General features: G+C 35.0%; 11 protein-coding genes. 5 read left to right on the forward strand and 6 right to left on the reverse strand.

Translation table 11 applies throughout. The features are described from left to right. Positions 1-437 precede the first annotated feature (437 nt). Complete coding sequence (locus EW15_RS10395; RefSeq protein ID WP_071841013.1) at positions 438-2,360, reverse strand: tetratricopeptide repeat protein; 1,923 nt, start codon at positions 2,358-2,360, stop codon at positions 438-440. Between the two features lie 532 nt (positions 2,361-2,892). Here EW15_RS10395 and EW15_RS00210 point away from each other — a divergent pair. Further along, positions 2,893-3,621: a hypothetical protein gene (locus EW15_RS00210; protein ID WP_038650481.1), complete on the forward strand. Its 729-nt coding sequence runs from the start codon at positions 2,893-2,895 to the stop codon at positions 3,619-3,621. Between the two features lie 477 nt (positions 3,622-4,098). Beyond that, positions 4,099-4,893 carry a potassium channel family protein gene (locus tag EW15_RS00215; protein ID WP_038654916.1) on the forward strand — a complete coding sequence of 265 codons (795 nt, stop codon included), beginning with the start codon at positions 4,099-4,101 and terminating at the stop codon, positions 4,891-4,893. Positions 4,894-5,155: 262 nt separating this feature from the next. On the opposite strand, the gene EW15_RS00220 is transcribed toward EW15_RS00215, so the two are convergent. Continuing rightward, complete coding sequence (locus EW15_RS00220; RefSeq protein ID WP_038650483.1) at positions 5,156-5,395, reverse strand: hypothetical protein; 240 nt, start codon at positions 5,393-5,395, stop codon at positions 5,156-5,158. A 476-nt stretch (positions 5,396-5,871) separates the two neighbouring features. Beyond that, positions 5,872-6,189, reverse strand: coding sequence for a hypothetical protein (locus tag EW15_RS00225; RefSeq protein ID WP_038650485.1), 318 nt, complete (start codon positions 6,187-6,189; stop codon positions 5,872-5,874). 311 nt (positions 6,190-6,500) lie between these two features. Here EW15_RS00225 and EW15_RS00230 point away from each other — a divergent pair, with 311 nt between their 5' ends. Genes EW15_RS00230 through mrdA form a run of 3 tightly spaced genes read left to right on the forward strand, consistent with a single transcriptional unit; the run spans position 6,501 to position 9,361 of the window. After that, complete coding sequence (locus EW15_RS00230) at positions 6,501-7,112, forward strand: hypothetical protein (protein ID WP_038650488.1); 612 nt, start codon at positions 6,501-6,503, stop codon at positions 7,110-7,112. A 16-nt stretch (positions 7,113-7,128) separates the two neighbouring features. Next, a complete protein-coding gene (locus EW15_RS00235) occupies positions 7,129-7,503 on the forward strand; it encodes a hypothetical protein (protein WP_038650491.1) in 375 nt (124 codons plus the stop codon). 22 nt (positions 7,504-7,525) lie between these two features. Continuing rightward, entirely contained in the window at positions 7,526-9,361 is a 1,836-nt protein-coding gene (gene mrdA / locus EW15_RS00240) for a penicillin-binding protein 2 (protein ID WP_038650493.1), read from the forward strand. A 2-nt stretch (positions 9,362-9,363) separates the two neighbouring features. Here mrdA and EW15_RS00245 read toward each other — a convergent pair whose 3' ends face one another. From EW15_RS00245 to EW15_RS00255, 3 genes are read right to left on the reverse strand one after another with little or no spacing between them, the layout of a single operon-like run. Continuing rightward, complete coding sequence (locus EW15_RS00245) at positions 9,364-9,888, reverse strand: NADPH-dependent FMN reductase (protein ID WP_038650496.1); 525 nt, start codon at positions 9,886-9,888, stop codon at positions 9,364-9,366. A gap of 50 nt (positions 9,889-9,938) precedes the next feature. Further along, a complete protein-coding gene (locus tag EW15_RS00250) occupies positions 9,939-11,789 on the reverse strand; it encodes a diflavin flavoprotein (RefSeq protein WP_081930447.1) in 1,851 nt (616 codons plus the stop codon). Positions 11,790-11,791: 2 nt separating this feature from the next. Beyond that, positions 11,792-13,567 carry a diflavin flavoprotein gene (locus EW15_RS00255; protein WP_038650499.1) on the reverse strand — a complete coding sequence of 592 codons (1,776 nt, stop codon included), beginning with the start codon at positions 13,565-13,567 and terminating at the stop codon, positions 11,792-11,794. Between the last annotated feature and the right edge of the window lie 162 nt (positions 13,568-13,729).

Genomic DNA, 13,729 nt, shown 5'->3' on the forward strand with positions numbered 1-13,729 from the left:
TGTTTGCTCCCTTGTCAATGAAAATATTTGCTAATTGACGGTTCCACGTAAGGTCCATGTGGTAAAACAGGGGAGCAAATCCCTATATACCACTAAATAATTCAAGTAGGTGCTGTGCTATTGGGTAGGAATAATACTGACTACTAAAACGTAGTTATAGACTTAAAATATATATTCCCCGTGAGTTCTCTGTGAACGTGAACTGAGGAAGTGACAAGGGTTTTCAAGTGCTCTGTTACTCGTGAGACTTTGTCACCTACTCTGCAGAGAAATCGTAGAAAGATGGTTTTTCTCTACAAAATTAAATATTTTATGGTGTGGACTTTTCAATTTTCCGTATTACACGCCCAGAATTGAAACATTCCTATGAAGGTCGTGGGGTGTTGCTCTTCATGTTTTGGTCACGTTTGTAAGTTTGTTTGCGTCTTGTCTTTTCCTTAAATTCCTATTAATTTCACCGCAACTTGCTTCGTCATATAGGAGATCGCCAAAACTTCATAACTTAAATTATTATTAGAGCAAAATTCATTGAGTGCTTTATATTCATCCTGCTCCCAATTTTTATTAATAATAAACTCATCAAATATTAAAATTGTATCTTTATCTATGACAGACTTTGAATAGTTCAAGGCACAAATAGTAGAAGAATATAGATCGGCATCAAAATTGATTAGTGATGCGATAGGTCTAGGTTTGGAATAAAAAGTTGGAAGTGTTTCTTCAAATTTACCTGCTATAAATGTTCCGCCATCAATGTTGGGAATGACTCCATCTGCTGAATAAAATCCTTGTTTCTCTTCATGCCAATCTTCTGGTAAGCCTTGAAAAGTATCAAATCCATAACCTTTTTTGAAGGTATTAATTAAGTACTGAAAGGATTCACCTCGCCAAACACCAAACTCATAGAAAGGGCGATCTGTTTTGCTTTTATTAATCATACTGTCAAATAATGCCCATCTATGAAAAAACAATTCAGGTAACTTTGGTAAAGTAGAAACCCATTTTAGGGAACGGATTGTAGGATGATCTTTATAAATTGATTGTATAAGATTATCAAATAATGATTGATAACCTTGATGTAATTTTAGACCACTTAGAGAGAGTTTTGCTTCTAAATGATTTTCATCTATTTTCAAGCATTGATTAATCCTTTCTTCTGCTTCCTCAATAGTATTGGCTAATCCATATAAATTCCAAGCAGCTTCAGCGAAATCAGGTTTAAGTTGAATTGCTTTGCGAAATGACAATTCTGCTTCTTGTAATTTACCAAGATCACTCAATATGATGCCCAGATTGGAATGCGCCTCTGCGTAATCAGGATTAATTTCAATTGCTTTGCGATATGAGATTTCTGCTTCTTGTAATTTGCCAATATTATTTAATATGTTTCCCATATTTAGATGCGCCATTGCGAAATCAGGTTTAAGTTGAATTGCTTTGCGAAATGACGATTCTGCTTCTTGCAATTTGCCAAGATCTTTCAATATGTTTCCTAGATTGGAATGCGCCTCTGCGAAATCAGGATTAATTTCAATTGCTTTGCGATATGAGATTTCTGCTTCTTGGAATTTGCAAAGATCTCTCGAAATGGTTCCCAGATTGTAATGCGCCTCTGCGAAATCAGGATTAATTTCAATTGCTTTGCGAAATGACAATTCTGCTTCTTGCAATTTGCCAAGATCTCTCGAAATGGTTCCCAGATTGTAATGCGCCTCTGCGAAATCAGGATTAATTTCAATTGCTTTGCGAAATGACAATTCTGCTTCTTGCAATTTGCCAAGATCTTTCAATATGTTTCCTAGATTGGAATGCGCCTCTGCGAAATCAGGATTAATTTCAATTGCTTTGCGATATGAGATTTCTGCTTCTTGCAATTTGCCAAGATCTTTCAATATGACTCCCAGATTGGAATGCGCCATAGCGCAATTAGGATTAATTTCAATTGCTTTACGAGTAGATAATTCTGCTTCTTGTAATTTGCCAACATTTTTTAATATGTCTCCCAAATTTACATACGCATCTCTGTACTCAGGATTAATTTCAATTGCTTTGCGAAATGACAATTCTGCTTCTTGTAATTTGCCTAGAGTTTTTAATATGACTCCATAATTACAAAAAACTTTGTGGTGAGAGAAACCTTCATTAATGAAATATTGATAATATTTTTCTGCTTCTGAAATGTTTCCTTGTGAATGAAACTTAAATGCTTGATTTATTATTTGTTCTTTAGAAGGTTTCGAAGGCGTGTTAGTGGAAATAGAGATATTCTCTTTAATTTCTCCTAAACTAAATGGAACTGGGAATGTTGTTATTTCAGTGACTTTTTTTTTAACCTCTTTTATTGGACCGGATTCTTCCACTATGCCGTTTTTATCTTTTGATTACTGGACTTTACTACATACTCCAATCCTTGTTGATTCTTTCTGAAATTATTTTGGAACTGATAGAGCGAGAAGAAAATTAGGTCTCTATATTATTTCTCTATAAAAGTTTCATTGAGTGTATATCCCCTTGTAATTTGTTGGTATGACTTGGTTTTAGGGGGTCTTCTTTTGCGAAAACCTTTTGAGAGGGTATAGTTTAGGGCAGTCAAACGTTGTCCACTACTCAAAATATACTTCCACTTCCACTTGTCACCGTTTCTATTGAGAAATCGTAGAAAGTCGTTTTTCTCTACATCTACTATTTTTAGTCAAATCTATAGGGATCTAAATTTGGAACATTAATTGACGATTTCTCTATATATTTTTCTGTATTCACTACTTAAAAAGCACAAAAAAACACCCCTTTGGATGCTCTCTTAGCACAGAACAATGTATTCTAATCAAGGATAAATTATGGCGAGGCTTCAAAAAAGACGTGATCATTTAAATAAGAGATAGTTAGGGTCCAATGTCATTTGAAGTTACTTACAACGGGGATATTCAATACGTTAAGGTTTTCTACTCAACTGAAAAAACGAGAGCTGGAAAATATTATGGCGAGTTTTATAAAAAAATGGATGCAATAGCTAGTGACTTAAAACGCCTTAAACAGGAACTTGATGAAGATAGTGAAAAGGCAGCGAAGATTGCTAAAGATGCTGCTAATAAAGCACTTTCTGAAAGATTTGGCTCACTTCGATACATTATTGATGAGCATATATGGGATGAAGACATGGTTATCAGCAAGATTCTTGATGACAGAAAAGAAGAGATGTTGGCATTAGCACAGAAGACTTTTAATAATGAAGTTCTTCTTGAAGAGGATGGGGCAGAGGAATACAAAATTCACTTGGCTGAAGGAACAGTCGAAGTTGATGGTGAAAGTGTAGAGACATCGATAATGGAGTTTTTTGATTCTGACGACTACCACGTATCGAATGAGGCAAAACTAGAAAAATTGGAACAATTGGATTGGTTTATAATCTGGTCGAGAACCGAAGCAGGAGAGTTTAAGACAGAGGGTGGACTACACGAGGGGAATTTTTCATCAAAGGACTTAAATATGGAAAATTGTTTGCTTACTTACCGAGATTTACCTCTTGTTACTCCCTCTAATGGCACGGACATCTTCAGTAATGAACTTGAAATTCATTTTGTAGATGAAACTAGGGCAACCCTTGAGATCAGTGAAGCTTAAGTGGCATTTTTATGAATTTGATGGTCTACTAATTCCCAACTATTGCAAATTAGTTCTCTTCGAGTTCTGTTGCAATATCTAAATTGATTTCTTTTGTGTCTTTAATTTTGTGGGACTTCCTTCAATAGTCTTTCAGTAAAGTTGACTGAATAAAGGTGGGAAATTAGTTGTTGATTTTGGATCAGGGTAAATAACACTCAAAAATCTCTTTGTGAATAAACTAATCAACCTGTAATCGTTGGTCATGCCTCTAGTCATAGTTCGTTCATTCATCCGTCTCTTGGATAATTCAAAAGATCCAAAAAGCACCTTTTTACTAGTATTGAACAAGGTGCTTTTTGCTCAAGAATGCTTTCGTGAGTGACAATCTTAGTACAGATACACTCTTTCGGCGTTTAGTGTCGTCAAGTAATTTGAGGAAAAATCAGAAAGATTTGCCTAACTTGTATGCATTCCTATTTCATTTTACGGGAAGCTATGAATGAATTACGTCTAAGAATCTATAAGGAGCTAATAAATAACTCACCAGGAGGCAGAACTTCTGTATCCAATAAAATCTGTGGTGTTACTATTTTTATTTCGATTTTTTTTGCTGTTATCATTACTGAAAACTCAATCGATTATCAATTTGGAGATCAAATAGATTTTTTGGATTGGATTATTGGCGGTTTGTTTTGCGTGGAATATCTTTGTCGTTTATGGGTCGCACCACTTGAAAAAAAGTACGGACAAGGTTGGAAAGGCGTTTTGCGTTATGTAATCTCACCATTGGCAATTATTGATGTAATTGCAATCGTCCCATCTTTTTTTGGTGTTCGTGCCGAATTAAAGATTCTTAGAATTATTCGTCTTTTAAGAATATTGAAAATTGGAAGAAGTGAAAAATTTAAGCAGAGTATTTATCACTTTAATTATGCACTTCGATCCAAGAGTCAAGAACTACAAATTTCGACTTTTTATACAGTTTTACTTTTGTTGATTAGCAGTACTTTTATGTATCTTGCTGAATCTTCTATTCAACCAGAATTGTTAGGTTCAATCCCAAGATGTCTTTGGTGGTCGATTACAACTGTCAGTGCTGTTGGATATGGAGATTCAATACCAGTTACAGCATTTGGAAAAATAATTGCATCGATTACTTCTCTTATGGGTATTGCTGCAATTGCAATACCCACTGGAATACTTGCATCTGGATTCAGCGAATCAATTGGTGTACAAGATAAAAAGAACAAAATTTCTAATGTAGTTCAGCTTCCTACTAATACTGATTAATAATGATATTCAAATCAAAAACGGAAAATAATTTACTGAATATGAAGCTATAGATTTAATGGTGTCATTGAGTGGAACTGACGCAAATTCAGAAAAGGAAATGGAGATGTTGCCATAGCTCTCTATCGCAGAAAGATTGAAAGGAGTATTTGGACGAATACTGGATAAACTATGAAATAAAAAATGGGATAAAAAATAAGTGCATCACATATCTGTTATCAGTTGATTAGTGGAATAACCCTTTAAATTTGTTGATTGAAAACTATTTACCGCCATTGCAGAAGCGAACTGCATTAGATGAACTCTTGCCTGTAGCTTGTACCTCTTCAACACATTCAATGAATACGTTCGATTCTTGTTTGAGAGAACAAAAACTAATGGCGATAGCCGCAAGAGCCACAGCAGAAAGAACACTAGAACCTAGTTGAATAATGCCATAAGCAAACATCGCTTTACTTTTCCCTCCACACTTCTTTTTGTCAGTTTTATTTTCTTCAGTCATAAGTGATTTGGTTAATGTTTAAATTTAATTGATTTGGTGGTTTAATTATTTCATAAAAATGTCGTGAATACCGTTCTACTTGCTTGTTTTGGATGTTGTTTTTTCTAAATTTAAATAATGTCATAAAAACCGCGTCGTTATGACCAAGGCGGTTTTTATGAGATCGGGCGCAAGTGTTTCCTTGTCTCCACTGTGGATGATCTCAACTCCTCATTAAAAATTTATTTGCACATTTGATGAACAAACTCAAATATTGGCAGGTTGCTTTATTGATTGTCATATGTCAGCATTCGTAAAAGTAGTCATTAAAAAAGCACCCTCCTTGCAAGAAGATGGGTGCTTTTTTAAACAGAACGATTTGGTGAGGAGTTGTCTTGTTAAATTTATTTCTACTCTAATGAAGAGTTTTTGTCACTACTAAAATGGAAATGACTTAGATCATGAAGGTAAATTGTTTTATACCCTTCAAGATTAATTTAGTCTTCTGCGTTCTCAAACTGTTTTGCTAATCTAAAACCTTTTCTTAGAATTAAATATATTCCGTATAAACCAGCAATTAAGGGAAGAACTATTAAAGGGTTTAGACTATAATTAGAATAGTCTTTCACACCATCAACATATTCGATTCCTGAGCATTTCAAATAAAGAAAACTTGTGAAGATAATTCCCCAGCCAATGATGGAGAGAATTCCTCCTTTTTTGTCACCTTCATAAAATCTATCTAAACCCCATCCCCAACCAATCGCAAGGATCACTCCTCTTGTGATAGCATTTTTTTCTTGCTTACGTAACATTGCTTTTATTTGAGTATGTTCATCATGAACATAACTGAATAATTGTTATTTCGCATCAACTGACTCAAGAAGATACTTGTTCTTGTGAGAATCTGAATATCGTTTGTCAAGATAATTAGTATGAAATCGTCCGATATAGCTTTCCAGTTAATTAAACAAAAGAGAGAATTAGACTGTAATTGATCAGAATAAATTTTATCTGTACTTTTTTAAGTTAGATCAATTGTAAGTATTCCTAAGTTGAGTAATCTTATTAGGGGGGTGGTCTCCTACTAAAAAAAAAGATAACTTAGTTCAATGGCCTATTACTTTTGATAGTTGCACATCAGACTGATTCGCATTTAAGCCGACGGCTTCAGAAGGATAGTATTACTATCTCAGGAAAGGTTATTTACATTAATCCCTTTCTGTATTGGCGACGCTTCGATAACAATACTGATAGATGGTTGAGAGAGCCTGGTCAGTTAGGGGAGGAGCAGATCAATCTCAATAGAGCTCGTTTTTATCCTGAACTTGATTGGACTTTTCTTAGAGACGAAGAGCGGGTTATTAAAGACGCGGCAGTTGAAATGTTTTTAAAAACGCTTGAATTAATAAGTACTTTTCACCCTCATCTCACTGCAGGACAATTATTAGAGGTAGAGAGAAAAATGGCAGTAACTAAAAAAAAGTCGTTTGAACGTTGGGTAGAAAAATCTTTTAGAAAAAAAATTAATCAAGCTTCAAAAGAGCGCAATAGGTTTGCTAGAGAACGTTTGATAAGAGGTTGGAAAGAGTGGTTGACTCTTGAAACTACCCATCAAGCTTTTTTGCCATTTGCAGCAATAATTGTGATGTCAATCTTTGCTGGTTGGTCCATAGGTATTTCAAATAATAGTTGTACTCCATACTTTTCAACCTCAGAAACAGGTATTCTTAAGTAGCATTCAACGAGCCATTATGGCTAAAGATCAATTAAAGGATTTCCATTTATTTGCAATGGAGTCTGCTTTGCCATTTGGTATGGGCATTATTAAAAATGCTAAAACTGGTGGATTAAAAAAAATAATGAATGTAATTAAATCAAAAGATCCATTTTCAGAATTCCAGGTTGATGGCGAAACCTCGGCAAAGAAAGTGAGGGATAAGATTGATCAATTGATTCCTGGCTTGGGTTATCCAGTTGTTTCAGTTGATGTAACTGTTGAAGAGAATTATCCTGATCATGACATCAATGATCAAGATTCTTTAGTATCAACTTTAAATAGAATTGATAATGACTTAGATTATTTGAGACGTATGATTAGTAATGACTCATTGAGTATAGATGATTAATAAATATTCTTAATTTTTAGACATGAAGAAAAAAGAAAAATTACATCTTAGTTCTAAAAAGCATGTAGGTGCTTTTAATCAACCTCTGATTTTCTTTTTGTTTATTTGTTTAATTTTTTCAGTAACAGGTGCGCGTCTTTTTTGGATACAAATAATTAGGGGACCATACTATAAAAAACTTTCAGAGGAAAATAGAGTCAAGCTAATTGCTAATCCACCAATACGAGGAAGATTATTAGATCGTAATGGCGTAGTTCTTGCCGATAATAAACTCTTTTACTCATTATCTATTCAACCTAGACTTCTAACAAATAGTGATTGGATTGATCTAAGAAATTCTCTATCTGCTTTATTAAATGTTTCTACTGATCAATTAGAGATTGCATTTAATAGAAGTAATTCTGACACTCCTTATAAAAAAGTACTTTTAACTGATTTATCGGTGGAGCAGGTTATTAGGTTTAAAGAACAAGAGAATAACTTGTATGGTGCTCAAATTGATATTGGTTTAATTAGAAACTATCCATATAAGTCTTTAGCTGCACATGCTTTGGGTTATACACAGCTGATAACTCAAAACGAGTTTTCTAAGCTTTCAGAAAGAGGATATAAACTATCTGATCGAATTGGACGGAAAGGTATAGAAGCTGCTTTTGAATCTCAATTGAGAGGTACATGGGGAGGTGAAATGCTTGAGATTGATTCAATAGGTACGGTTCAACGAAGCCTAGGTTTAAAGTTGCCAAAAGCAGGCAGGGATATCAAATTAACTCTAGATTTAGAGCTACAACGTACGGCAGAAAAAGTTTTATCCGATAAAACTGGTGGGGCAATAGTAGCTATTGATCCCCATACTGGTGCAATACGAGCAATTGCTAGTCAACCCACTTTCGACCTTAATTTTTTTTCTCAGCCTTTTACCAATAAAGAATATAACAATCTTTTTTTGTCATCGAACCTTCCTCTTTTGAGTAGGGTATTTAATGCATACGATCCAGGAAGTACGTGGAAGCCCATAACTGCTATGGCAGGGATGGAAAGTGGCAAATTTCCTGCCAGTACAAAATTATATACGGTTCCTTGTATTACTTATGGGAGTCATTGTTTTCCAGAATATAATAAAAGAGGTTTTGGTTGGATTGGATACGAAGATGCATTGAGAGTCTCCAGTAATACTTTCTTTTACCAAGTTGGGGTTGGTTCTGGTTCGAAGGCTTTATATGATGCGGCAACTAAACTTGGCTTTGACAATTACACTGGTATAGAAACTTTTATTGATGAAAATAAAGGTTTAGTAGGGAATAAGAAATGGGCTGATGAGGGTCGTGGGTGGGGAAATCCTGGAGAAACGCCTTGGATCGTAGAGGATATGGCTAGTGCATCTATTGGGCAATCTGTTGTTTTAGTTACTCCATTGCAATTAGCACGAGCATACGCAGTTTTTGCAAATGGTGGCTATTTGATTACTCCTCATTTAGTTAATGCCAATATAAACTGGAGATCAGAGAAATATTTAAAAAAAGTAGATATTAAAGATACGACACTTGACACAATTCGTCGTGGGCTTCGTAAAGTAGTAACTAGTGGTACTGCTATGGGAATCAATCTAGATACATCTATTTTACCTCCGGTTGCTGGTAAAACTGGTACAGCAGAAGATAGTAGTGGAGGTGCTGATCATGCATGGTTTGCTGGCTTTGCACCTTATGACTCTGGAGAAATTGTTATTGTTGCATTTGCTCAGAATACTCCTGGAGGAGGTTCAGTACATGCTCTCCCTATGGCAAGAAAAATGTTGCAGTCATGGTATGAGGCGCAGACTTCTAACCAATCAAGTAGTGGTAAAAATGATGAATAGATTTAATTTGTGTGATTAAGTTGTAGTAGTTGATTTAGAATAGCGTTGATTGATTTATCCTCAGCAACTTTTGATTTGTTCGTAGCTAATTGACGACCTAAGACTAAAGCCCCAAGGTGGGTTAATTGAATTCGCATCGAAAGTAATAACTCCATACATCCTCCTCCAGAAAAACTTGCAATTGCAATTGGACGTTCGTTGAATAAACTGCGAAAATCTTTTCCTTGCACAGACAGCCAAGCTATTGCATTTGTAAGAATTGGAGGAATTGAGCCGTTATATTCAGGTGCACAAATGACCCAGTGTGAGTGGCTCTCCATTTGAGTATTGATCGAATTAAGATTTTCTGGTGCTTTATCTTTTGAATCATGACGTGGATTAAATATAGGTAAATCATTTTTTGATTCTGTCAAATCAAGTAATTCGCATGAGTAATTGAGTTCTTTGCCTGCGGCTAGAAATCTTTTGGCTAATTTGAGATTTTCACCATTACTAGCAGCTATAACAAGAAGCTTTTTATTAGACATTGTGAATCAACAGGGAAGTGTAAATGGATGATGTCATTTTTGTAATGGATCTAGTAGTTCGCTCCGGTTTTTCGATGATGAACTGCTGTTACTCCATCTTTTTTAATGACTTTTCCATGTTTAATCTCAGCATATATCAGCCAATGATCCCCACACTCCATTCGTTGATTAACTGTACCCTCCAGCCACGCTAAAGCTTCGTTTAATAATGGCTGATTGCTTGGACTTAATTTGATCTCAAGATCGGTAAATCTATTATCTCCAGGTTTAAATGATTGGAGAAATTGTTTAAGGAGGCTTTGGTGATTGTTTTGCTCTAAAATGTTTAGAGCAAAGTTATCTCCTTTATGCAGTAAGTTTTCTACAGCTCTTTCTTTAGCAACTGCAATCGTAATACCAGGAGGAGAAAAGCTTGCTTGACTAACCCAACTTGCAACCATAGCTCCGCTAATCATATTATCTTTATCTCCTTTTTGAGCAGTCAATATACATAGTGATCCAACGACTCTTCCAAGTGCATTAATCTTTGGATCACTTTTACTTGTATTTAAACCGACATTAGCTTTTCTTTGTTGACGTAATTTTGAGTTAATTAATTTCTTACCAAATTGGATACCTGTTTCTTCAAGTTTTTTAATCATTAAAGGATCGGGACTGAATTTGATTTTGATAGGTTCGAATCCAAATTTAAAGCCTCCATCTTTTAATTTTTTTTCAAGTAAATCAAGGGCTTCTCCACTCCATCCATAACTCCCAAATACTCCAGCCGGCTTTCCTCTATCTCCCTCAGCCAAAAGCGAGCCAAGTGCAGAAACAATCGGGGTGGGTGCATGTCCTCCTAATGTTGGCGATCCAATTAAATATCCATCTGCTTTACGAATTTCAGTGACTAAGCTATCTGATGCGGTGAATTCACAATTAATTATCTTAACTTTGACCCCTGTTTTACTAATTCCTCTAGCAATTGCATCAGCAATAGCAGCAGTATTTCCATATGCACTAGCAAATAATAGAGCAACTCTTAAGTTGCTGTATTTTTGGCTTTCTCCCCAGCTTTGGTAGTTGTTTAATAAACTCCTCCAACTTCCGCTAATTGCAGGTCCATGCCCAGGTATTATCGTATCAATCTCAAAGTCTTCAAATTTTTCGATAATACTATTCACTTGCGTAGACATTGGTGCCATTAGACAATCGAAGTAATGTCTTCTCTCTTCTTCCGTGCTACTACTGTTTAATTCAGCCCAATTTTCTTCATAAATATGTGCACCAAATAATTTATCACTCATCAACAAACCAGTTTGCTTTTCAAAAACAATTAATCCACCAGGCCAGCGAGCTGTTGGCGCGGGAATGAAATTAATCTCAAAATGACTGTCGAGTGACAGAGTTTCTAATTGCTTAATGATTTGTATATTTGGAAGAACTTCAACTGTCTCCAATGCTTCTTGAGGATTTGTATTTTGCGATGGTTTTCGTAAATTCCAAATCTCTTTGAATAATTTTGCACCTGGATTAGAACAAATAACCGTTAAATTTTTATACTTCACATTCATTCTTTTCACAAAAGCTACTTTATTAGGATTGATATGACCCATGACTAACTTTATTGCAGAAGAATCACTGCTAATTAATGTCTCAAACTCTTCTAAAAATTCTTTTTCAAATGTTAAACCAGGAGGATGAATTAAAACATAATCATGTGATTTACAATGTTCATCTTTAGAAGACTTAAATAAAAAAGAATTAGTGCAACTACCTTTTTCAAGAGAATATTCAACTTCAAATCTTGTTCTTTTTGGGTTTAGGCTTCTTAAGCAAATGAAGTTCTCCTCAATTGGAATCTGAATGGTTTTTTTTATGAAAGTATTTAAATTTGATGAAGAAATATTGTCTACTATCATTGTTAATAATTACTACCAACTCTTCTGTGATGAACTGCTGTTTTACTTAGAGTATTAGATAAATTACCTTTTTCAACTGATGAATAAATGATCCAATGATCTGTTGTCTCCATTCTTTGCATAACTTTACATGAAAGGAACGCTAGCGCATCAGACAGAACTGGTCCCCCAACTGCAAGATCATTCATTAATTCAACTCCTTCAAATCGATTAGCACCTGGTGGAAAACGTTTTAAAAAGTGTCTGAAGAGATGCAAATAGTTATTTTCTTGAAGGATATTGAGAACAAAACGATCATTGACTTGTAATAGTGATTCAATAGCTCTATCTTTAGCTACCGCTACGGTTATTCCTGGTGGTTCAAAACTTGCTTGACTAACCCAACTTGCGACCATCGCACCGTCTCGACTGTCCGCCCCTTCACTGTCTTTCGCTGTAACAATGTAGAGTCCACCGCTTAAGCAACCAAGTGCTTTATTTAAGTCTCCATCAATGCTTTTAGTAGCAGCTAAATTTTTCTTTCTAGTAAGAATTTGACCTAAATCTGTACCAGCTTCTTCAAATTGTTGATAAATACTTTTGTTTGGCTCGTCATGAACTCGAAGTGGTTTAAAAGCTTCTTTTTGTCCAAGCTTTCTTAATTGGTTGGTAATAAAGTCTATAGGCTCTTCATTTCCGCCATAGGAGTCATAAGTCGCTACCCACTGCTTTTGTTTTAAGGATGCAAGTAGAGTTCCAATATTGCTTTGTAATTCTGAATCAGATTTGATAGGCCAAGTTGGTACAACGACTGCACTTGCTTCACTAATTAAAGCACTTAACTCTTGAGTGTCTGAAGCAATAAGATCAACTAATTGGACTGGAGCGTTTGCCTTGCCTATACCATGAGCAATTGCTTGACTAAGTCGATCACAAAAACCATATTGGCTCAGATAGCAAACCACAGCGTAATTTTCGCCTGTACTTCTTTGCTTACTCCATTCTCTATAATTATTCAGCCATAACTGCGTATTAAAATTAAGGATTGGCCCATGTCCAACACCAATAGTATTGATAGTTGGCAATGCATCAATTTTTTTTAATGCTTGAACTACGCTGCGGGCATTAGGACCCATGAGGCAGTCGTAATAAAATCGAAAATCTTCATTTAATAAACTTGGATTTTCGTCATATAATTTTTCTGAGCAATAATGCAAACCAAACGCATCACAAGTATATAAAACTTGTGTACCGTGATCAAAAGAAAAAATAGTATCGGGCCAGTGTAGATTTGGTGCACTAATAAATTCAATTTTATGTACGATTCCACTTATTGAATTAATTTCTAAATTGAGTTCTTCTCCACTTTTGACTGCTCTTGACCTAAAAGGTTGATGAATTTGATCTTCAAGGAATTTTATAGCTACTTTAGATGCGACGATTTCAATATTTGGGTTTAATTCAATTAAATATTTTATGAGTCCTGAATGATCTGGTTCTGTGTGACTGACTATTAAATAATCAATTTCTATTGGATTGATTTCTTGTCTTAGTTTTTCAAACCAAATATCTTTAAATTTTAAATGACTTGTATCTATAAGTGCAGTTTTTTTACCTCTTATTAGAAAGCTATTATATGTTGTCCCATTTCGAAGGCCAAATTCAATATCAAATCTGCTTCGATCCCAATCCAATGACCTTAAAGTATGTGTATCTGTAGCAATTTGTTCATATTGCAGTGAAAGCTTAGGAGTATCGCTTTTCTGATTTTCTAAAGCTGTTGATTCAGTAAAAATCATGTTCCTAAAGCGATTAATTGAAGAAAGCTGGACAGTCGCAACAAGTCAGATTGCTAAGTGAAAATACCTAGATCAGCTCAAATATAATAGGATACTGAGGATTGCAAGTGTGATACTGCTTCCCGTAAATAGTATTTCTTTGCAATAGATACTGTTCTTGAT

It is taken from the genome of Prochlorococcus sp. MIT 0801 (assembly GCF_000757865.1).
Lineage (GTDB): Bacteria > Cyanobacteriota > Cyanobacteriia > PCC-6307 > Cyanobiaceae > Prochlorococcus_B.